This is a genomic window from Pseudomonas sp., from assembly GCF_048265905.1.
Taxonomy (GTDB): Bacteria; Pseudomonadota; Gammaproteobacteria; order Pseudomonadales; family Pseudomonadaceae; genus Aquipseudomonas.
This window is the reverse complement of record NZ_JBLXAP010000002.1, coordinates 310878-333055: the sequence shown is the minus strand read 5'-3', so window position 1 is coordinate 333055 and position 22178 is coordinate 310878. Positions and strand designations below refer to the sequence as shown.

Here is a 22178-nt window from a genome sequence, read left to right as displayed (position 1 = left end):
GTTCCTAAGCGCAGATTGACAACATGCCCGCTAATCAAGAAATCCGCCCTGACCTTGACGACGGCATTGACCGCAAGGCACTCGCACAGCTGCGTAAACGCTTCATTCAGGTTAATCAGGGACGCCTGTTGCGCGCCAATCAGGCGCTTTCAAGCCGTCAGCAGTTGGTGTTGAAGCTGCTGCCGCTGCTGCTCCATGTCAATCACCCCTTGCTGCCCGGTTATGTCTCCAGCACTACTCCGGCGGGTCTTTGCGGCTATGAACCCGAAACTGACGTGCTCGCCAACGCGCAGCGCCTGACCCGCTCCTTCACCTACAAAGCACCGCGCGGCAAGCAACAAGCACCGCTGCTGGGCCTGTTCTTGATGGGCAGCCTCGGCACGCTGGCTCAGGCCGATCAGAGCGATATGGACTTGTGGCTCTGCCACGCCCCTGAACTCAATGAGCAAGCGCTGGGCGAACTGCGCAAAAAGTGCGCGTTACTTGAAAATTGGGCGACAACTCAAGGCAGCGAGGTGCATTTCTTTCTGGTCAACCCTGGGCGATTTCGCATCGGCGAGCGCGACTCGCAATTAACCTCGGACGACTGCGGTACCACCCAACATTACTTGCTGCTCGACGAGTTTTATCGCACGGCCATCTGGCTCGGTGGTCGCACGCCCATGTGGTGGCTGGTGCCTGCATTCGAAGAGGCACGCTATGAAAGCTATGCCCAAACCCTGCTTGAGAAACGCTTTGTGCGCAGCGAAGACGTGTTGGATCTGGGCAGTCTTGCGCATATTCCACCCGGCGAGTTCATCGGCGCGGGCATGTGGCAGTTATACAAGGGCATCAAGTCGCCCTACAAGTCGGTACTGAAGCTGCTGCTGACTGAAATTTACGCCAGCGAACACCCCAAGGTTGAGTGTTTGTCGCTGCGTTTCAAGCATTCGGTATTCGCCAATCAACTAGAGCTTGATGAGCTTGACCCATACATCGTGGTTTACCGGCGTATTGAGGAATACCTGCTCGCGCGTGGTGAGCATCAGCGCCTTGAGTTGATTCGGCGCTGCGTGTATCTAAAAGCCAACAAGAAACTCAGCCGACCGCCACGCAATGGCGTCAAAAGCTGGCAGCGTCTGCTACTTGAACGCCTCAGTGATGAGTGGCAATGGGACCGGCGCAAGCTGGTACTACTCGACAGTCGCAGCCAGTGGAAGGTGCGCCAGGTAAATACTGAGCGGCACATGCTGGTCAATGAACTGACCTACAGCTATCGCTTCCTTGTGCAGTTCAGCCGCAACCTGCGCGACAGCAGCACTGTGAGTCAGCAGGATCTGGCCATTCTTGGCCGACGCCTGTATGCCGCATTCGAGCGCAAGGCAGCCAAGATAGAGTTTATCAATCCTGGCATCGCCCCCGATCTCGGTGAAGACACTATTACCCTCGTGCATTCGCCCAGCCCCGAGGCGCCCAACGAACAACAATGGGCATTATTTAGCGGCAGCTTAGGCGCGCAAAGCTGGTCGAATTTTGCCCCTATCAAGCGCACTCGGGAATTGGTTGAGCTGCTGGCGTGGAGTCATTTCAACGGGATAATCGACAGTGGCACGCGGATATCCTTACATCCAGGCGACACTGACCTGACTGAGTCCGAACTGTCCAATCTACTGCTCAGTTTGCGCCAGTCGGTGAACTTGCCACTGTCACCAGTTGGCGAAGCCGCACTGCGTAAAAAAAGTCATCCAAGCACGGTTTTGCTGCTGGTAAATGCAGGCATCGACCCACTCAAACAGCACAGCCGAATGAATGTGCACATGACGACCGAGCACATTGATGCGCTGGGCTATTCAGGCGTAAGGGAAAACCTGGTGCAGAGCATCGACCAGATCAGTCTGAATAGCTGGAACGAGCTGAGCGTTCAACGTTATAGCGGCCCAACAGCGTTAATCGACTGCCTGCGCGACTACCTCAACCGCCTCCCCCAAGATGCTGCGCCACCGACCTTACAAATACGCTGCTATTGCCGCAACAGAGCGATGACTATCGCCGAGCGCGTGGAGGAGTTATTCACCCAGGTACAAAGTACTCACGCCATGGCGCTACCCCAGCGCTACATCGTACAAACCAAGCAGCTGTTTCACGTACTTGAGTTGGGTTCGGCCTCGGTTCACAACAGCACCCTGAACGGCATGACCGAACTGGTCGAGCATCTGGGCAGCGCGCAGAGCCAGGCCAGTGCATTGCACGTTGACCGAAGCGCATTGCAGAACGACGACCTGAGCCTGATTTTGCCAGCCACCAAGGCAAATTGTATTCAAGTGTTTTATCGCATCGTTGGCAATGGTGCAGAGGCCGAACTGAGCATCCTTGATGAGCACAATGCACTGTGGCGCCAGCGCCTTTCGTTTACCGACGAACACTGCCTGCTGACCCCGATTCAACGCTTTCTGCAGTCATTGCTGTATCGGCGCAATGCTCTACCGGCCATGACTGAGCAGCAAGCGCTGCCCGAAATCGCGTATTACCAAGTACTGCCAGATGCGCCCGGCACGGCCAAATCCATAATCCCGTGCGAAGCACCGCAATCACCGATAAACCATCCGTTTTACGACGTGCAGGCGATTATCAGCCCAGCAGGCGGCAAACGCGTGCGGGTGACGCTTTACTGCAACCATCAAGAGTTTTCACAGCTGCAATATGCAGGCGACTTATACGCGGCAGTGGCGCAACACATCCTGGCTCAACGGCGCGGTGGCGAGCGTTATCCGTGCTATATCACTGATGTTGATTTATCTGCGGTTGTCGCTGAAGAAAAGATCCAGACCTTGCACTATTTGCGCTACAAAACCACGCTGGAAGCGGCCTTGAATATGGCCCTGCAAAATGCCTGAACGAGCCGCAAATATTTGAACACGATCAAGGCAAAACTTACCGAGGCTCTGTGCATGAGCCTCGGCGTTCACTGGAGCATCAAAGAGGCGCCTAGCGAGAGTATTCGCCAGCAGCTTCCGGCTGATACTCAACCGCCAGTAAAGTCAGCTTAAGTACTTTGCCGTTAGGGCTGGTCCAGTCAATGTGTTGGCCAACGCTCAGGCCCAGCAAGGCGCTGCCGACTGGCGCAAGAATCGAAACCTTGCCTTCACCACCCGCATCCTGCGGATACACCAATGTCAGGTGGTAATCCTTGCCACTGCTCTCTTCACGGCAGTGCACACGCGAGTTCATGGTCACTAAACCGGCGGGCACTTCGTCGTGACCGATAACATCTGCACGGTCAAGTTCAGCCTGCAACGCGACAGCACCTGGACCAAAGTCGTCAAGGTCGTCGAGCAAGCGTTCAAGCCGCTGCATGTCGAGGCGGGTAATGGTGATTGTCGGTGCGCTGCTCATGGTGAACGCAGTTCTCCTTGAAATACGGATCGTGAGTAAATCGTTTTAGACGAAGGCTAAAAAAGCAAAAACCCCGCCAGAAAGACGGGGTTTTTAACAAGTGCTGAAGCTGAACGTACCACAGCCAATTAAATAAACAAGACCACCGGGTCAGGTATTACCTTGCAACAGGCGTTGGCTGGCTCGTTGGCAAATTGCCAAACGCTGCGCTGTATCAGACTCGCTCCACGCACGAATCTCGTTCAAGGTGCGGCCACAACCGACACAGGTATCGTCATCATCCAGACAGCAACGGCGCTGACAAGGTGATTCCACCGGCTCTGCAACGACTTGCGAGACGCTTTGCGCCTCAGAGCTCATCGAATTCAAGGTCTGCACCCGATTGTTCCTGGGTGATTCGCACAAGCATCTCACCGAGCAGTTCGTCACTGGTATCGCAAATCCAACGCTCGCTAGACTGATCGTAATCGAAGTGGAAACCACCCGACTTAGCCGCTACCCACAGCTGCCGAATAGGCTCCTGACGGCTCAGAATCAGCTGGCTGCCATTCTCAAAGCGCACGGTCAGCACGCCCGCTGAGTTTTCCAGGTCAATGTCCAGGTCGCTGTCATCAAAAATATCTTCTACCGCTTGCTGTGTAGCATCCACCAGATCGTGAAAGCGGGCTTCGGTCAAACTCATTGCAAATTACCTCAGAAAATTCAGAGCGTGCAGAACGGTTGGGGAAGTCGGTGGTAATGAATTCGACGTAAACGTGCGTCCTGCATGTCGAAACGGCTTCGCTGAATCTGGCGCTGCAATCATATAAGACATTGAAGTGTACGGTGTGTTGCGCCTGTTTTGTATGCTTGTCAGCAATGCTGGCGTTTTAGTCCAATGGAAATGTGAGAGAGGCGCGATACTCATGCGGGCTTTGCCCGGTCCAGCGACGAAACGCTCGGGCCAACGAACCGGCTTCACTGAAACCAACCAGATAGGCGATTTCCCCCAACCCCAACGCCGGGTCGGCCAGGTACCGCAGCACCAAGTGCTTGCGCGTTTGTTCTAGCAATTGATTAAACGACAGGCCTGCATCATTCAACCGTCGCTGCAAGGTGCGCGGACTCATGGCCATCTGCTCGGCAATCTGCGCTAACTCTGGCGTGCCTTGTGACAACTGCTGAACCAACAGCAGGCGCGCCTGATCAAGCACGCTATTGCCTTGCTTGATTTCTGTCAGCAAGCGATCTGCGTATGCGTCAAACATGCTGCGCACCTGAACATCCGCTTGGCTCAACGGGGTGTTGAGCAAGCGTTTGGGGAATACCAGCGCGTTGTCTGCCTGTTCAAACAGAACCGGACATCGGAAAATTCGTTGATGCTCACGGGTATCAACTGGCGCACGGTGCTGAAAGCGCACCTCGGTCGGAGGTATCTGCAAACCGCTAATCCAGTGGCCAAAGGTCATCCAGCCGGCCAGGGTTTCCTCACTCAATTGCCGGGACGGCTGCAACAACGGCTGCCAACTGTGCGCAACTTGCGCCTCGACACCGGCACGCGGCGGCTCATCGGCTAGATCAACATGGCCGAGATTACCCACCAGTGAGGCGTAGCGCGCCTGCCGATGCAGAGCATCAGCTAAAGTCGCACAGCTCATGATCAAATAGCCCAATACGCCGTAATAGCCGGGCCGAACCGACTCTCCGACATGCAAGCCCAGGCAATCATCGCCACTGGTACTGACGCCCAACTCAAGCAGTTGGACGTACAGTTGGGCATCAATCCGCTGGTCGCGTTGACTCAGTATCTGCGGGCTCAGCTTGAGCTGCATAAGCAACTTATCCACAGGCAAACCTTGACGTTCAAGGTAGTCGAGCAGCCCCTGTAAATAGGCAACCGAGACCGAACTGGTGAGCGCTGCAAGGTTATCCATCACGACTCCTGTGGCTGAACAATTGCCATTCTAGGCGAGCTTGCCCGGACTTGACCAAACGTAAGCAGGCTCGGCGCTCCAGGCCAGACGCCTCTTCTACTGGCATTCTTAGCGCATAGGCAAGCCGCCGGGGGGCCGGTATACTCCTGCTCAATAGTGTTTTTTATCAAGGATTTCCACATGAAGCGGCTGCTTACTGCCCTTATCGCGATCGTCGCTGTCAGTTCTGTGCTTTCAGGTTGTGGCCAAAAGGGCCCTCTTTACCTGCCAGACGAAACACAAGAACCTGCAGCGCAAACCGAATAAGGACACTTTATGAACGCCTTCAACTACCGCGACGGCGAGCTGTTCGCGGAAGGCGTGGCGCTGTCCGCCATTGCCGAACGGTTCGGTACGCCGACCTACGTTTACTCGCGTGCGCACATTGAAGCGCAGTACAAGGCCTATGCCGATGCATTACAGGGCATGGAGCACTTGGTTTGCTTCGCGGTCAAAGCCAACTCCAATTTGGGCGTACTCAACGTACTGGCGCGCCTTGGCTCAGGCTTCGACATTGTTTCACGTGGCGAACTTGAACGTGTTTTGGCAGCTGGCGGTAGCGCCGACAAAATCGTCTTCTCAGGCGTCGGCAAGACCCGTGAAGACATGCAGCGCGCGTTAAGCGTTGGCGTGCATTGCTTTAACGTTGAGTCCACCGACGAGTTGGAGCGTTTGCAAGAAGTCGCCGCGAAGATGAATGTCCGCGCGCCAATTTCATTGCGCGTGAACCCGGACGTTGATGCTGGCACTCACCCTTACATCTCCACTGGTCTGAAAGAAAACAAGTTCGGCATCGCCATCGCTGACGCCGAAAGCGTGTATGCCCGCGCCGCCGAACTGCCAAACTTGCAGATTATCGGTGTCGATTGCCACATCGGCTCACAGTTGACCACCTTACCGCCGTTCCTTGACGCACTGGATCGCTTGCTGGTTCTGGTTGATCGCTTGGCTGAACGCGGCATCGCGCTCAAGCATCTGGATCTCGGTGGCGGCCTCGGCGTGCAATACCGTGACGAAGAGCCGCCACTGGCGGGCGACTACATCAAGGCCGTGCGTGAACGCATTGCCGGGCGTGATCTGGCCTTGGTTTTTGAGCCGGGCCGCTCGATTGTCGCCAACGCAGGCGTATTGCTGACGCAGGTCGAATACCTCAAGCATACCGAACACAAAGATTTCGCCATCGTCGATGCGGCAATGAATGACCTGATTCGTCCGGCGCTTTATCAAGCGTGGATGGACGTTATCGCGGTTAAGCCACGTGAAGGCCTGACCCGCAACTACGACATCGTCGGACCGATCTGCGAGACCGGTGACTTTCTCGCCAAGGATCGCCAACTGAATCTGGCTGAGGGTGACTTGCTTGCCGTGTGCTCCGCTGGCGCCTATGGCTTCGTGATGAGCTCCAACTACAACACTCGCGGTCGCGCCGCCGAAGTGATGGTGGATCATCAGCGCGCCGTTGAAGTGCGTGCCCGCGAGACATACAGCGAACTCTATGCGGGCGAAAGCCGTCTGCCGGAGTAACCCCATGTTATTGCGCTTTACCAAAATGCACGGCCTCGGCAATGACTTCATGGTCCTCGACCTGGTCAGCCAGCACGCGCACATTCAGCCTAAAAACGCCAAGCAGTGGGGCGACCGCTTCACGGGCGTCGGCTTCGATCAGTTGTTGCTGGTTGAGCCCCCGAGCAATCCGGATGTTGATTTCCGCTATCGCATCTTCAACTCAGACGGTAGCGAAGTTGAGCAATGCGGCAACGGTGCACGCTGCTTTGCGCGCTTTGTGCTGGACAAACGGCTGACGTCTAAAAGGCAAATTCGGGTCGAGACCAAAGGCGGCATCATCGAGCTCAACGTTCGCAACGATGGCCAAATCACTGTCAACATGGGCCCGCCACGCCTAGCGCCAGAACAGATTCCGTTTCAAGCGGACGCGCAAGCGCTTAGCTATCGGGTTGAGGTCGACGGTGAAACTGTTGAGCTCGCCGCCGTGTCCATGGGCAACCCCCATGCGGTGTTGCGTGTGGATAACGTCGAAACCGCTGCGGTTCACGGTTTAGGCCCTAAACTTGAGCACCACCCGCGCTTTCCACAGAAGGTTAACGTTGGCTTCCTCCAGGTGATTGATCGCCAGCGCGGTAAATTGCGCGTGTGGGAGCGTGGCGCAGGTGAAACCCAAGCCTGCGGCACCGGCGCTTGCGCCGCTGCGGTAGCCGCCATCAGCCAAGGCTGGATGGATTCGCCGGTGCAACTAGAACTGCCAGGTGGCAAACTCTTAATTGAATGGGCAGGCCCCGGCCAGCCCGTTATGATGACCGGGCCCGCCGTACGCGTTTACGAAGGACAAGTTCGCTTATGAGTGACCAGCAGGATTCACCAAAAACCCTCGACTCAGCCACCGTGGCCGCATATTTGCGCCTGCACCCGGAGTTTTTCATCGACCACGATGACTTGATTCCAGAGCTGCGCATTCCGCATCAACGTGGCGACACGGTCTCTTTGGTCGAGCGTCAGGTAAACCTGCTGCGCGAGCGCAATATCGACATGCGCCATCGTTTGTCACAACTAATGGATGTGGCACGCGACAACGACCGGCTGTTCGAGAAAACCCGTCGCCTGGTTCTCGATATGCTCGACGCCGCCAGCCTTGAAGAAGTCGTCAGCTGTGTTGAAGACAGCTTGCGCAGTGAGTTTCAGGTGCCTTTCGTCAGCCTTATCCTGTTCAGCGAAAATCCCCTGCCGGTCGGTCGCTCGATGAGCAGCAGCGAAGCGCATCAAGCCATTGGTGGCTTGCTGGCAGGCGGCAAAACCATTTGCGGCGTATTGCGTGAACACGAACTGGCATTCTTGTTCGGCAAGAGCGAAGCTGGAAATGTCGGCTCGGCGGCGGTGGTTTCAATCACTCATCAGGGCACCCATGGCGTCTTGGCCATTGGCAGCACCGATCCGCAACATTACAAAAGCTCGCTGGGTACCTTATTCCTCGGCTACATCGCTGAAGTGCTAGCACGTGTACTGCCCCGCTTTGCGACCCCGCTTCGCTCAGTTCGCTAAGGCTACATAGGTGGCTGCAACGTCATCCCTGCAGCCGTTAGCCATCCAGCGCAAGCGGCGCCTCAGGAGTCACCATGCAAGCTCGCATCGACGCCTACCTCGAACACCTTCGCAGTGAGCGCCAAGTCTCGGCGCATACGTTGGATGGCTACAGCCGCGACCTGAGCAAGTTGCTGGGCTTCTGTCAGCGTGAACAATTGGCTGATTGGAACCAACTCGACACCTCGCGTTTGCGCCGACTGGTCGCTCATCTGCATATGCAAGGTCAGTCCAGTCGCAGCTTGGCGCGCCTGCTTTCGGCAACACGTGGGCTGTACCGCTATTTGATTCGCGAAGGTCACTGCCAGCACGATCCGGCCAGTGGCTTAATGCCGCCCAAAGGTGAGCGCCGCCTCCCCAAGACGCTGGATGCCGACCGCACTGGGCAACTGCTCGACGGCGCAGTCGAGGACGACTTTATCGCCCTGCGCGACCAAGCCATTCTCGAATTGTTTTACTCCTCCGGCCTGCGCTTGTCCGAGTTGGTCAGCCTCAACCTGGACGGCCTCGATTTAGCGGCAGGGTTAGTCCGCGTGCAGGGTAAAGGCAATAAAACCCGCGAGCTGCCAGTGGGGCGCATGGCCCGCCAAGCGTTGGAAAACTGGCTGCCAATGCGGGCATTAAGCGCACCAGCAGATGGCGCGGTGTTCGTCAGCCAGAAAGGCAAGCGTATTGGCGCCCGCGCCGTGCAATTGCGGGTACGCCAGGCCGGGGTTCGTGAGCTTGGGCAGAACCTGCACCCGCACATGCTCAGGCACTCGTTTGCCAGCCATATGCTGGAGTCGTCGCAAGACCTGCGCGCGGTACAAGAACTACTTGGGCACGCCGATATTGCCACGACGCAAATCTATACCCACCTGGACTTCCAGCACCTGGCCACGGTTTATGACAGCGCCCATCCACGGGCCAAACGCAAAGGCAGCAGTGAATGACCATCAAGCTAATCACTTTTGACCTCGACGACACCTTGTGGGATGTCACGCCGGTGATGCAAGACGCCGAGGCCGCGCTGCGTAACTGGCTGACCATGTATGCGCCCAAGTTAGGTGCCGTGCCAGTTGAGCACCTGTGGCAGATTCGCAATCAGTTGCTGGAGCAAGAGCCAACCCTTAAACACCGCCTGAGCGAACTTCGTCGGCGTATTCTGCTCAATGCCTTGCAAGGTGCAGGTTATGTCGAGAAAGAAGCTTCAGCGCTGGCTGAGGCCGGTTTTCAGGTGTTCTTGGCCGCCCGCCATCAAGTTGAACTGTTTGCCGAGGTGCACCCGACCCTTGAGGCGCTGGCTGCTCAGTTCCAACTCGGGGTGATCACCAATGGCAATGCCGATGTTCGGCGCTTGGGTTTGGCCGATTATTTTCAATTTGCCTTGTGCGCTGAAGACTTAGGGATTGGCAAGCCAGATCCTAAACCCTTTCAAGAAGCGCTTAGGCACGCGAATGTCGGCGCAGAGTTCGCGGTACATATCGGCGACCACCCGAGCGACGATATCGCGGGCGCACAAGCCGCTGGCATGCGCGCCATCTGGTTCAACCCACTAAATCGAACCTGGCCCGACCAAGCCCCACCAGACGGTGAAGTCAGCAGCTTGGCGCAATTACCCGAACTCCTGAGCAGTTGGTTGGCCGGTTAAGGCCGGCGTTTGTGGATTGACCAATCGTCAGCTACAAAAAAACCTGCTCTAAGCAGGTTTTTTTGATTAAGCGAACACTCAAATAGGGCGGCTGCCGTATTTGCTGTCCGGCTTTTTCGGCGGGTCAGAAACCACGTTAGGTTCGACCTCTTGCACTTTACCACCACGTGCCAGGAACTCCTCCATGGCCTGAGCCAGTGAGTCACGATCCTTTTGCTTGGCTTCAACGCTTGGCAAATCTTCCGGGTCTACCGCAGCTTTAGCTTTTTTGCTTTTGCTTTTGCCGGAAGGCGCGGCAATGTCGTCATCGCTATCGTCATCAATACTTGGGTCACCATCGTCAGACGCAGCAAGATCCTCACCATCGTCCTCGTCAGCCCCATCCAACTCTTCTTGTTCGAGATCTTCGTCGCTCATGTTTAGCCTCATGAAATGCGAAAGCAGATTAGTTATAGCCCAGCTGCGTAAATTTCGTACACCGCCAGCAAAAATTCAAATGCCCTTGCCAGACAAAAGTCGCTTGAGGCGTCCTTTGCCAGTTTGCTCGGGCCGGTATCAGTCACTGCAAAAAGACTGAGCCCAACGGCGCGCATTCTAGCGCGCCTCCAGAAAAAACAAAGTAAAAGTAGCAGCTATCGTTTATTTAACAACGCTGCTTACCACCCGAAACTCAAACGTAAAAAAAAGCCCAGTTGCGCAATTTACTCAAAGTAAATCCGCTAGCTGGGCTGTGGTGTTGCTGATGGAGCATGCGCCGTTATTATTTAACCAGCGTTGACGCTAGAACCTGCCAGTGAATTATGACTTGGTGAATTCTGGATAAGCTTCCATACCGCACTCGGCAATATCCACACCTTCGTATTCTTCTTCTTCGCTAACCCGCAGGCCAATAACCGCTTTGATGATTGCCCAAACGATCAGGCTGGCGATGAATACCCAAGCGAAGATCGAAGCAATACCCAGCAACTGAGCACCCAAGGTTGCGTCAGGGTTGGTCAGGCAAACAGCCAGCAGACCCCAAATACCGCACACTCCGTGTACCGAAATCGCACCCACTGGATCATCGAGCTTGAGCTTGTCGAGGCCGATGATGGCGAACACCACCAATACACCCCCAACAGCGCCGATCATCGTGGCTTGCAGGGCACCAGGGGTCAGCGGTTCAGCGGTGATCGCAACCAGACCAGCCAACGCACCGTTAAGGGCCATGGTCAGGTCAGCTTTGCCGAACAGGATGCGCGCCACCAACAGCGCTGCAATCAAACCACCCGCTGCAGCCATGTTGGTGTTAACAAACACCTGAGCAACAGCGTTGGCATCTTCAATGGTGCTCATCTTCAACTGCGAACCGCCGTTGAAACCAAACCAGCCCATCCACAGAATGAATGTACCCAACGTGGCCATTGGCAAGTTAGCACCCGGAATCGGGTTAATCTGGCCGTTAGCGCCATATTTACCTTTACGTGCACCCAGCAGCAGAACACCCGCCAGAGCCGCAGCAGCACCCGCCATGTGCACTACGCCAGAACCTGCGAAGTCGAGGAAACCTGCAGAGTTAAGGAAGCCCGCGCCCCATTTCCAGAAACCTTGTACGGGATAGATGAAACCGGTCATCACCACCGCGAAGGCCAGAAACGCCCAAAGCTTCATACGCTCGGCAACCGCACCGGAAACGATCGACATACAAGTGGCAGCGAACACCACCTGAAAGAAGAAGTCCGAACGCAATGAGTAGTACGGTGCATCGTCGCCACCCGCCAAAACGGCTTCAGCGCTGTGCTCGCTACCAATCAAAAAGCCGAGGCTTGGCAGAATGCCGCCTTCAGGGCTGGAATACATGATGTGGTAACCGATGACCAGATACATGACGCTGGCAACCGCATACAGTGCGATATTCTTGGTCAAAATTTCGGTGGTGTTCTTGGCACGCACCAGACCGGATTCGAGCATGGCGAAACCCGCCGCCATCCACATCACCAATGCGCCGCATATCAAGAAGTAGAAGGTGTCAAAACCGTACGTCAATGCTGTCAATGCTGTGTTGTCCATATGTCACCTCGTGCCGTGCGCCTTATCAATAGCGCTATTCGGTTAGGGCGCCCGAAGGGGCGCGCTCTGTGTGCTTACAGGTTGTAGCCACGCTCGTTATGCTGGGCGAGATCCAGACCGACAGTTTCTTCTTCATCGCTGACCCGCAGCCCCATTACCAAATCGATCACTTTGAGAATCACAAAGGTCACAATCGCGGTGTAAACCACGGTGAAGATCACGCCCTCGAACTGGATCCAGAGTTGCGCTGCAATGTTTTCAACTTCACCAAAACCGCCCAATGCAGGTGCTGCAAATACACCGGTGAGCAATGCCCCGACGATTCCGCCGACACCGTGAACACCAAAGGCATCAAGTGAGTCGTCGTAACCGAGTTTGCGTTTCAGGCTAGTGGCACAGAAGAAGCAGATAACCCCTGACGCCAGACCGATAACCAGCCCGCCCATAGGGCCTGCAGTTCCGGCGGCTGGGGTAATTGCAACCAAACCCGCAACCACGCCCGAGGCAATCCCCAGTGCGCTTGGTTTGCCGTGTGTCAGCCACTCAGCAAACATCCAGCCCAGTGCCGCAGCAGCCGTGGCGATTTGAGTAACCAGCATGGCCATACCCGCCGTGCCGTTCGCTGCCAGAGCAGAACCTGCGTTAAAACCGAACCAGCCGACCCAAAGCATTGCCGCGCCAATCAAGGTGTAACCCAGATTGTGCGGAGCCATTGGCGTGGTTGGATAACCCTTGCGCTTACCCAGTACCAGGCACGCCACCAAGCCAGCCACACCGGCGTTGATGTGCACGACAGTACCGCCCGCGAAATCGAGCACGCCCCAATCCCACAGCAAGCCACCCACGCCACCCCATACCATGTGCGCCATTGGTGCATAGACCAAGGTGAACCACGCGGTGATGAAGACCAGCATTGAGGAGAACTTCATGCGTTCAGCGAATGCGCCGACGATGAGAGCAGGCGTGATGATGGCAAAGGTCATTTGAAAGGTGATGAACACGCTTTCAGGAACCGCGGCGACAAGGCTGTCAGTCCCCAAACCGCTGAGGAATGCTCTCGACAAGCCGCCCACAAAGGAGTTGAAGTTAACAACGCCTTCTTCCATTCCTGTGGTGTCAAACGCCATGCTGTAGCCATAAATGACCCACAACAGACTGACCAGACAAGTAACAGCGAAGCACTGCATCATTACCGACAGCACGTTTTTGGAACGCACCATGCCGCCATAAAACAGTGCCAAGCCAGGAATGGTCATGAACAGCACGAGCGCAGTGGCAACAATCATCCACGCGGTATCGCCGCTGTTCAGTACAACCTCGTCAGCCATCGCAACGCTTGGCAAAACGAGGGACAAAAGGGCTCCTAGCCCTGCGATTTTTCGCAGAGTCATGGTTTAACTCCTGGGGCGGGGTTCGGTTTTTTTGGGGCTTAAATCGCGTCGGTATCGGTTTCGCCGGTACGAATACGAATGGCCTGTTCCAGGTTAACTACGAAAATTTTGCCGTCACCAATCTTGCCGGTGTTGGCAGCTTTAGTGATGGCTTCGATGACGCGATCCAGTTGATCGTCAGCGATTGCCACGTCGATTTTCACTTTTGGCAAAAAGTCGACAACGTATTCAGCACCGCGGTACAGCTCGGTGTGGCCTTTCTGACGACCGAAGCCTTTGACTTCAGTAACAGTGATGCCCTGCACGCCGATCTCCGACAGTGACTCGCGGACGTCATCCAACTTGAACGGCTTGATGATGGCAGTAACTAGCTTCATGTAACTCTCTCCCGTGTAAGGTGGACTTGCCCCAGGAATTGCAAACCCGAGCCAAGTCTAAGCGCAGTGCCTGGCTTTTGTAATGCATTGGCTGCTCTAACTCGGCAAGACCAATACCCACCAACCGCTCCTGACGAAACACTCCTGTGCTCCGACTAACGCACCGGAACCGCATCAGTGCATCTTTCACTTGGAGCTAAGCAGAAAGCTTGCCAAACATGATAAAGCTGCGTCATTTCATGTACTTAGGCGCTACAACAGGCATAACAGCACGAATTTCAATGATTTAATGCACAACAACAGTGCATCGCCAGAGAGCATCGCGCGCAATAATCGTGCAGACCACACAATCAGTGCACTCGACGCTGCGTGTTACACTTTCGGCCCACCGCAATTGGAAGTTAGTCATGTTGCCACCAAAAATTCTGCTCGACGCCCTCACCGCCGGTGCTACGCGCCTGTTCAATGGTGATACGCCGCTGCCCCGCGCTGAATTCGAAGCGCAATTCAAAGCGCTGATGCAAAGTGGATTCAGCAAGCTGGATTTGGTTAGCCGCGAAGAATTCGACAGCCAGATGGTCGTGTTGGCTCGCACGCGTGCACGATTAGAGGCACTCGAAGCCAAAGTCCTCGAACTAGAAGCAAAAGAGTCAGCGCCTGGCAACACAGCGTCCAACGAGCAATAAGCACCCGCCTGTAGCACCGCTGTGTAGCCGCAATGGCATACCAGACTCATGTAGGTGTCTACGGGCCGTGTACCCCTTCCGATTTCAATAGTTGACCGCGACCCACGGTGCAAGCCTCGCTGGTCGCACCACCGAAATCTGCTGAAAATCTAAACAATTCTTGCAGACAGTGTCTGAACGCAGCCCCTGCCGGATAAGATCAACTTTCAACATTAGGCCTTTAAGCAGATGGATCTGTGCGGCCTTGATGCGCCTCGAAGATTACGACAAAGGAAGTCGATCATGAAGCGGACCATGAAAAAAAGCTCCACCACTCCGGCGTTCACCGTACGTGCGGGACGTCAACTCTGTGCCTTGCAGTGCGCATCATTCAGCGCACTTCTGGCTTTGACGATTAGCGGCTCCAACAGCGCTTATGCGGCATGTGTCACCCAGCCAGGCGTCGGTGCCACTGAAGGCTCAACCTGCACCAGCGCAGGCACCAGCTTTACCTCAAACACCATCAATGTGCCGATACGCAGCAGCGCCAGCAGTTCGCTAACGCTGACCGCGCCAGACATCCGTGCCGAGGTTTTACCAAGCACGCCTGACGGTAATCGCGCTGTGGTGTTTGCTCGCAATGCAGCCTTGAGTATTGAGGGCAACCTCACCAGTATCCTGAACGGCGCAGAAGGTACCGAAACCGGTCAGCTTATACGCTCGACCGACAGCGGCTCGATTGTAGTCGGCGGCGACACCCGCCTTATCACCACGCAGGCGGATTCCATCGCGGTTGACGCAAACCGAGGCAGCATTTTGCTTAACGGCAACCTTGATGCCGTCTCCCGTGGCCTCGCAGGCACCAGCAATAAACCCGCGGTTAAACTTGAACACGGCTTACGTGCGAGTAACGGCGCCAGCATCAAGGTGCAGGGCGACACAACGCTTGAGGTGGTCAGCCGCGCGATTGAGGCCAATGGAACAGCGGGCTCACGAATTGATTTGGCTAACCTCAGCAGTCGCTCCGAAGGCTTTGGCATTATTGCCACCGGCGAGAATAACGCCGTGATCATCAAGGGAGAAAACGTCAACATCAGCGTCAGCGACAACAATAACGAAGGTATATACGTCGCCAATGGCGGCAACGTGATCATCGACACGGCTGGCGGCAATACCAACAACGGCAAGAACTCGCTGATAGTGTTCAATACGCCCGGAGCATCGCTCGCCACTCTTGGAGATGCGTCTGATGCCTTGCGCGTACAAAACAGCAGCGGTGATGCTCGCATCGAAATTGGTGCTGGCAGTATTACCACCGGCACCGCCAGCAGCGGTTATGACTCCGAAGGTGCCTATGCGCTGGTACGCGGCGGCACCGGCGTAGCCCAGGTCGACATGACGGGCGGCAGCATCACCACCTTCGCCGAAGAAGCTGAAGGTATCTTTGTCCAAGCCGATAACAGTGCCGCCAGCCGGATCGACAACGACAGCATCATCAACCTCAGCGGCGGCACGGTCACCACCAAAGGTAATAGCGCTGTCGGCTTGCTGGCACAGAGTGATCCATTGAGCAAAGGTAATGTCACCATCAACCAGTCTGGCGGCAGTATCAGTACCCGCGGCACGGGTGACTTTGACCAACTGAGTCACGGGATTCTGGCAGAAGCCACCGGCTCAGGTAACAGCAGCATCAACCAAAGTGGCGGTACAGTTACCACCACAGGAAATGGCAGCCATGGCCTTTATGGTTACTCGATTAGCGGCGATGTAAACGTTAGCCAAGGGCCAATGGCAAGCGTTCAAACGAGTGGAGAAAATGCTTCGGCGATCGTTGCTCAAGCGGTTTCACCCGAGCAACGCTACACGATTAATGCCGCAGGTACGTTGATCGGCGGCAGCAGTCAGGGCGCAGGCATCAAAACCAGCACCCAAGCCAATGGCAGCGTTGACCTAGGCGCAACAGCCAACGTAAGCGCCGCCTCGGGGATCGCGATTCTCGACGGCAGCGGTAACAGCACGATCAACAGTGCGGGCACTATTAACGGTGATATCCTCACCAACGCCGGTGATGATCAGTTAAACCTGTTAGCGGGCAGCACAACCGGTGGCAAGATCGTGCTCGGCATGGGTGCCGACCGTGCAACTATTGTTACCGATGCAGACATCTCAGCCGTTAGCATTTTCGATGGCGGAGACGGCGTCTATGACAACCTCAATGGGGGCGGCGACACGCTGACCTTTGCCGGTGGCGAGCGAGATATCGCTGCTGACACCCTGCAGAACTGGGAAACGGTGGTTCTCGATGCAGGCACCCGCATCAAGTTTGGCGCATCGGGCCTCACCGTTGGCGGCAGCGACGATGCAATCGAGCGAGGTTTGATCATCAATCCAGGCGCCACTGTACGCACCACACAATCAAACTTTGCAGTGACGGGTGACGTTAACAACCGTGGCACCATTGATCTGCAAAACAACAGCGCGGGCGATCGTTTTGCCGTCGCAACCAATCCAGACGGCGCCTCCGGCAATTACCGTGGCCAAGACGCCAGCCTGAAAATCGACAGCGTGCTCGGCGGCGATAATTCGTTAACCGACAAGCTGGTGATTCAAGGCAACTCCGCAGGTAACACTGCGCTTAGCGTCAACAATCTCGGCGGCACTGGCGCTCAGACCCACAATGGCATCGAAGTTGTGGAAGTAACCGGCACCTCAAACGGTGTGTTTGCGCTCAATGGCGACATCGTGACCAAAGATAATCAACAAGCTGTTGTCGCCGGCGCCTATGCCTACACGCTGCAAAAGGCAGAAACTGGCGACTGGTACCTGAGTTCGGCCATTGAGACGGCAACCCCAGATGCTCCTGTCGATCCAGCAATGCCTGCAGTGCCTGTAATTCCGAGCGAACCGCGCTATAGCCCTGCCGCCGCGCTGTACCAGCAGTACGGCCAAGCGCTGCTTGATATGAACAGCCTGCCAACCATGCAACAGCGTGTTGGCAATCGTTACTGGCACGCCGCCAGTGGCGCAGCCCAAACCAGCACAACCTCCAGCATGGACGGCGAGCAAACCTATATCGAAAACGGTGCCAGCTGGGCTCGCGTGGAAGGCACCTATCAACGTAACCGCCCAAATGCCGGAACCATAGATGCAGACTCGGAAACCAATCGCTGGAAGATGCAAGCCGGTCTCGATGCCTTGCTTAACGAGGATGAACTCGGCAACAAGCTGATTGGCGGCGTGACCGCGCACTACGGAACATCTGACTCGCAGGTTGAATCATTTTTCGGTGACGGCAATATCGACAGCCGTGGTTACGGTGCAGGTTTGACGCTAACTTGGCTGCAAGAAAATGGGTTTTATGTTGACTCGCAAGCATCGGCAACCTGGTACAAAACCGATATCGATTCTGACGAAACAGATGCTCGATTGACGTCGGATAACGATGGTTTTGGCTACGCTTTCTCCGTCGAGAGCGGTAAGCAACTTGAACTCAATAAAACCCTGACCCTGACGCCACAAGCGCAACTGATCTACTCGCGCGTTGATTTCGACAGCTTCACTGATGAGTTCAACACCCGCACCTCGCTGGACTCTGCCGATAGCCTGCGCTCACGCATTGGTGTGTCGCTTGATCACGACAGTCGCTGGCTGGATGACACCAACAAAATCCGCCGCAGCCATGTCTACGCAATCAGCAATCTGTACTACGAGTTTCTCGATGGAACGCAGGTTGATGTCGCCGACGTAAAATTCAAAAACCGTCCTGAACGTCTCTGGACTGGCCTCGGTGTAGGCGGAAGTTATAACTGGAACGAAGACAAACTCTCGCTATATGGCGAGGTGTCTGTCGATTCATCTGTGAATAACTTCGGCGACAGCACTGCCGTCAACGGCACCGTAGGCATGCGCTTGAGGTTTTAAGCACCAGCTACAAGCAATAAAAACGGAGCCTTCAAGCTCCGTTTTTATTGCTCAGCGACAATCCATAGCTGAACCAGCCGATTGCGTACCACTCCAGCTGAACCTGTTACTCTCGATATATCGCAGGAAGCGATACCAAGACTTCAAGGAGTGAACGATGTCGCTGGCCATAGTCCACAGCCGCGCCCAAGTCGGTGTTGATGCACCTGCAGTCACGGTCGAGGCTCATCTTGCCAATGGCTTACCATCATTGGCATTGGTCGGCCTACCCGAAACAGCGGTGAAAGAAAGCAAAGACCGGGTACGCAGTGCCATTCTCAACTCTGCATTCGAGTTTCCCCCGCGTCGCATCACGCTCAACTTGGCACCCGCCGACTTACCCAAAGACGGCGGTCGGTTTGATTTAGCTATCGCCTTGGGAATTCTCGCTGCGAGCGGGCAAATACCCGCGACTGCACTTGAAAACATCGAATGCCTGGGTGAACTGGCATTGTCCGGAGAAATCCGCTCTGTGCGCGGAGTATTGCCAGCGGCTCTGGCTGCCAGAGCCAGTGGCCGCACGTTAGTGGTGCCCAACGCCAACGCCGAAGAGGCCAGCCTCGCCTCTGGTCTAAACGTAATTGCAGCAGGACATTTATTGCAATTGGCAGCGCACTTCAATGGCTTGGAGGTGATCGCACCGTACCAATCAAAAGGCCTCTTGCACCATGCTCAGCCTTACCCGGACTTATCCGAAGTACAGGGCCAATTAGCGGCAAAGCGTGCATTACTGGTCGCCGCAGCAGGTTCCCACAATCTACTGTTTAGCGGCCCGCCCGGCACCGGCAAGACTCTGCTCGCCAGCCGCTTACCCGGTTTATTGCCGCCGCTTGGTGAACAGGAAGCGCTGGAGGTTGCAGCCATACATTCGGTGGCCAGCCACACCCCGCTGACAGCATGGCCACAGCGCCCTTTCCGAACGCCCCATCACAGTGCATCCGGCCCAGCTTTGGTTGGTGGCGGCAGTCGCCCGCAACCCGGCGAAATAACACTTGCCCACCACGGTGTACTGTTTCTCGATGAGCTGCCTGAGTTTGATCGCAAAGTCCTTGAAGTACTGCGCGAACCCCTTGAAAGCGGACATATCGTGATTGCCCGCGCCCGTGACAAGGTGCGTTTCCCAGCCCGTTTCCAACTGGTTGCAGCCATGAACCCTTGTCCGTGTGGATTTCTCGGCGACCCCAGCGGGCGCTGTCGTTGCAGCAGCGAGCAGATTCAACGCTATCGGGCAAAATTATCCGGCCCCCTGCTCGACCGTATTGATTTGCACGTCACCGTGGCCCGTGAAACGACGGCCCTGCACGTACCGGAAAGCACTGGGAGCGACACCGCAGCCGGCGCCGCCCATGTTGCCAACGCCCGACAACGACAGATGCAACGCCAAGGCTGCGCTAATGCATTCCTTGATCTGGCAGGCCTACGCCAGCACTGCCCATTACAAGCAGATGATCAGCTCTGGCTGGAGAATGCCTGTGAGCGACTGGCTTTATCGCTACGTGCGGCTCACCGCGTACTCAAAGTTGCGCGCACCTTGGCCGACCTTGAGTGCGCCGCCGAGATCAGCCGCCAGCATTTGGCTGAAGCAATGCAGTACCGCGGTCATGCGCAGAGCTGATGCAGTAGCGCTACTGAAAGCGCCCAACCTCATCGCGCAACTCGCCAGCCAAGCCGTCAAGCTCGCGGGCGGTCTCTGCAAGGTTAGCGATCACTTGATGCTGTTCGTTATTGGCCAAGGCAATACTTTGCAGATTGCTGCTCAACGCTGTCGCCGTGCTGCTTTGTTCTGAAGTGGCGGTGGTGATTGAGGCAAACTGCTCCCCGGCCATGCTGGTTTGCTCGGCAATTTGCGCCAGCGCCTCGACCACCCGGGAATTAAGCTGCAAGCCTTCGTTCATCAACGACTGACCTTGTTGCATGGTGCTGATGGCACTGGCTGTTTCAGTTTGAATGCTGCTGATCATGCTGGAAATTTCTGTCGTCGCATCACGGGTGCGTCCCGCTAAGCTACGGACTTCATCAGCGACCACGGCAAAGCCACGGCCTTGCTCTCCCGCGCGTGCAGCTTCAATCGCCGCATTCAAAGCCAGCAGATTGGTTTGCTCGGCAATCGAGGTAATCACGCTGACAATACCGCCGATCTCCTGCGAACGCTGACCCAACGTATTGATAACCGCTGATGTAGCGTCCAGTGAGTGGGCGATCTGCTCAAGTGCCTTTGACGCCTCGTCCATCGAGCTGCGCCCAATGTTGGTCTGTTGTGCGTTGTCACTGGCCAGACGTTCGGTCTGGCGCATATTGTCGGCGATATTCAGGGATGTTGCGCTGAACTCCTCAACTGCGCCGGCCATGCTGCTGATCTCACCAGACTGCTGCTCGATACCCTCATAAGCACCGCTGGAGAGGCCTGATAGCGCCTGAGCACGGCTGCTAACCGCCTGTGCCGAACTGCGAATACGCGCAACCATGCTCGCCAGCGCTTCACCCATTTGGTTGAAGCTACTGGCAAGGTCGGTGATTTCATCATTGCCGCTGAGCGTAGAGCGTGCGCTCAAGTCGCCAGCGCCTAGAGCCTGCGCTTGTTTAACCAGCTGGCCAAGCGGCAACAACTTACGCCGCAGCAACCAGATCACCGCTGCAACTGCCAGCACCAGCGCTATCAGACTGCCAATCGCTAGCTGCCAGCCGAGCGACCAAGTCACCGCCTGAATTTCAGCCATCGGCATACTTGCGACCACCTGCCAGCCACCCGCGTTGAAAGGTGCGCTAACGCTGTAAAAGTCTTGCTGACCATCACTCCAGATCATGCCTTGGCTGGGCGTTGCCGAGTGCTCTATCAGTTGCGCAGGCGCTGAATCAGTTGTTTGTGCAGCGAAGGGGGCAACCAGCCACTTGCCGTTTGCATCGAAGATTGCCAGCGAACCAGCCTTACCAATACGAAAATCTTTGAGTGCTGCAAACTGGCTGTTTTGCGTGTCGGTGTAATCAAAGCCGACAAACAACACCGCAATCACCTGACCCTGACTATCGGTAACCGGTGTGTACTGGGTCATGTAAGCGCGATCAAACAGCAGTGCGCGCCCCACGTAATTTTGGTTTTCAAGCAAGCGCTGATAGGCAGGGTGATTGTGATCCAACACCGTGCCGATGGCACGACTGCCATCTTGTTTGGTTAGCGAGGTTGTCACTCGCACGAACTCAGAGCCATCACGGACGAATACCGTAGCCACTCCCGCTGTCAGGTTTTTAAACTCATCTACGCGCTCGAAGGCATTGTTGAGCAGCTCGTCGCCGATATACAGCGCAGGCGTCTGCACACCAACCACGCTGATTCGCTCAGTTGGCTGGACGATCATTCCTGAACTGAAGCGCTTCTCAAACAGACCCGCAAGACGCTGCGTGCTTTCAAGAAGACTAGCGTTGAAGGTATTCAACTGATCAGCCATCAAGCGCGACTCGCTGGCCAAATGTTCTTCACGGATCGCCACGTTGGCATCACTCAAAGAGCGCAAGGCGAACACTGTGCTGAGGCTGATCAGGACAGTCAGGACAACCGCCAGCGCCAATGCCAGCTGCCGAGTGATAGAGGAACGGGATGGGTTCATGAAAGCTCCGACAAAATAATACGCATGAGCACCCAAATCAAAGGATGCATCACTACTCTGTCGGCTTAATCGGCCCAGCCCCCGGGA

19 protein-coding genes and 1 pseudogene are annotated in these 22178 nt (G+C 55.9%); 10 read left to right on the top strand and 10 right to left on the bottom strand.

What is annotated here, in order from left to right:
- Positions 1–23 precede the first annotated feature (23 nt).
- Positions 24–2873 carry a class I adenylate cyclase gene (locus ACN0UH_RS04705; RefSeq protein WP_417660960.1) on the top strand — a complete coding sequence of 950 codons (2850 nt, stop codon included), beginning with the start codon at positions 24–26 and terminating at the stop codon, positions 2871–2873.
- A gap of 91 nt (positions 2874–2964) precedes the next feature.
- Here the strand turns inward: ACN0UH_RS04705 and rnk are convergent, their stop codons facing one another.
- The 4 genes from rnk to ACN0UH_RS04685 form a co-directional block, all read right to left on the bottom strand.
- The gene (gene rnk, locus ACN0UH_RS04700) at positions 2965–3372 is read right to left on the bottom strand and encodes a nucleoside diphosphate kinase regulator (RefSeq protein ID WP_087518716.1); all 408 of its coding nucleotides are present in this window, start codon (positions 3370–3372) and stop codon (positions 2965–2967) included.
- Between the two features lie 150 nt (positions 3373–3522).
- Positions 3523–3750, bottom strand: a complete 228-nt coding sequence (locus tag ACN0UH_RS04695; protein ID WP_417660959.1) for a DUF1289 domain-containing protein — start codon at positions 3748–3750, stop codon at positions 3523–3525.
- Positions 3722–4054 (bottom strand): iron donor protein CyaY, encoded by a 333-nt coding sequence (gene cyaY / locus ACN0UH_RS04690; RefSeq protein WP_417660958.1) that lies wholly within the window; start codon positions 4052–4054, stop codon positions 3722–3724. Before cyaY ends, ACN0UH_RS04695 begins: the two co-directional genes overlap by 29 nt.
- A gap of 187 nt (positions 4055–4241) precedes the next feature.
- The gene (locus ACN0UH_RS04685) at positions 4242–5285 is read right to left on the bottom strand and encodes an AraC family transcriptional regulator (protein ID WP_417660957.1); all 1044 of its coding nucleotides are present in this window, start codon (positions 5283–5285) and stop codon (positions 4242–4244) included.
- A gap of 180 nt (positions 5286–5465) precedes the next feature.
- Here ACN0UH_RS04685 and lptM point away from each other — a divergent pair, with 180 nt between their 5' ends.
- From lptM to ACN0UH_RS04655, 6 genes are all read left to right on the top strand, one after another.
- The gene (gene lptM, locus ACN0UH_RS04680) at positions 5466–5591 is read left to right on the top strand and encodes an LPS translocon maturation chaperone LptM (protein ID WP_010489282.1); all 126 of its coding nucleotides are present in this window, start codon (positions 5466–5468) and stop codon (positions 5589–5591) included.
- Between the two features lie 9 nt (positions 5592–5600).
- Positions 5601–6848 carry a diaminopimelate decarboxylase gene (gene lysA, locus ACN0UH_RS04675; protein WP_417660956.1) on the top strand — a complete coding sequence of 416 codons (1248 nt, stop codon included), beginning with the start codon at positions 5601–5603 and terminating at the stop codon, positions 6846–6848.
- 4 nt (positions 6849–6852) lie between these two features.
- On the top strand, positions 6853–7683 hold the full coding sequence (dapF, locus tag ACN0UH_RS04670; RefSeq protein ID WP_417660955.1) for a diaminopimelate epimerase: 831 nt from the start codon (positions 6853–6855) through the stop codon (positions 7681–7683).
- Complete coding sequence (locus ACN0UH_RS04665; protein WP_417660954.1) at positions 7680–8378, top strand: DUF484 family protein; 699 nt, start codon at positions 7680–7682, stop codon at positions 8376–8378. Before dapF ends, ACN0UH_RS04665 begins: the two co-directional genes overlap by 4 nt.
- Positions 8379–8452: 74 nt before the next feature.
- On the top strand, positions 8453–9349 hold the full coding sequence (gene xerC / locus ACN0UH_RS04660) for a tyrosine recombinase XerC (RefSeq protein ID WP_417660953.1): 897 nt from the start codon (positions 8453–8455) through the stop codon (positions 9347–9349).
- The gene (locus tag ACN0UH_RS04655) at positions 9346–10047 is read left to right on the top strand and encodes an HAD family hydrolase (protein ID WP_417660952.1); all 702 of its coding nucleotides are present in this window, start codon (positions 9346–9348) and stop codon (positions 10045–10047) included. Before xerC ends, ACN0UH_RS04655 begins: the two co-directional genes overlap by 4 nt.
- 78 nt (positions 10048–10125) lie before the next feature.
- Here the strand turns inward: ACN0UH_RS04655 and sutA are convergent, their stop codons facing one another.
- From sutA to glnK, 4 genes are all read right to left on the bottom strand, one after another.
- Positions 10126–10464: a transcriptional regulator SutA gene (gene sutA, locus ACN0UH_RS04650; RefSeq protein WP_417660951.1), complete on the bottom strand. Its 339-nt coding sequence runs from the start codon at positions 10462–10464 to the stop codon at positions 10126–10128.
- A 381-nt stretch (positions 10465–10845) separates the two neighbouring features.
- The gene (locus ACN0UH_RS04645) at positions 10846–12096 is read right to left on the bottom strand and encodes an ammonium transporter (protein WP_417660950.1); all 1251 of its coding nucleotides are present in this window, start codon (positions 12094–12096) and stop codon (positions 10846–10848) included.
- A gap of 74 nt (positions 12097–12170) precedes the next feature.
- Complete coding sequence (locus tag ACN0UH_RS04640; RefSeq protein ID WP_417660949.1) at positions 12171–13487, bottom strand: ammonium transporter; 1317 nt, start codon at positions 13485–13487, stop codon at positions 12171–12173.
- 38 nt (positions 13488–13525) lie between these two features.
- Positions 13526–13864, bottom strand: a complete 339-nt coding sequence (gene glnK, locus ACN0UH_RS04635; RefSeq protein ID WP_003096476.1) for a P-II family nitrogen regulator — start codon at positions 13862–13864, stop codon at positions 13526–13528.
- 407 nt (positions 13865–14271) lie between these two features.
- Here glnK and ACN0UH_RS04630 point away from each other — a divergent pair, with 407 nt between their 5' ends.
- The 3 genes from ACN0UH_RS04630 (at position 14272) to ACN0UH_RS04620 (ending at position 20104) form a co-directional block, all read left to right on the top strand.
- Entirely contained in the window at positions 14272–14550 is a 279-nt protein-coding gene (locus ACN0UH_RS04630; protein ID WP_417660948.1) for an accessory factor UbiK family protein, read from the top strand.
- 282 nt (positions 14551–14832) lie between these two features.
- Complete coding sequence (locus tag ACN0UH_RS04625; RefSeq protein ID WP_417660947.1) at positions 14833–18450, top strand: autotransporter outer membrane beta-barrel domain-containing protein; 3618 nt, start codon at positions 14833–14835, stop codon at positions 18448–18450.
- Positions 18451–18607: 157 nt separating this feature from the next.
- Positions 18608–20104, top strand: coding sequence for a YifB family Mg chelatase-like AAA ATPase (locus ACN0UH_RS04620; RefSeq protein ID WP_417660946.1), 1497 nt, complete (start codon positions 18608–18610; stop codon positions 20102–20104).
- A 10-nt stretch (positions 20105–20114) separates the two neighbouring features.
- Here ACN0UH_RS04620 and ACN0UH_RS04615 read toward each other — a convergent pair whose 3' ends face one another.
- The gene (locus ACN0UH_RS04615) at positions 20115–20837 is read right to left on the bottom strand and encodes a methyl-accepting chemotaxis protein (RefSeq protein ID WP_417661108.1); all 723 of its coding nucleotides are present in this window, start codon (positions 20835–20837) and stop codon (positions 20115–20117) included.
- A 135-nt stretch (positions 20838–20972) separates the two neighbouring features.
- Positions 20973–22091: pseudogene (locus tag ACN0UH_RS04610) on the bottom strand (Cache 3/Cache 2 fusion domain-containing protein); the annotation flags it as partial.
- Between the last annotated feature and the right edge of the window lie 87 nt (positions 22092–22178).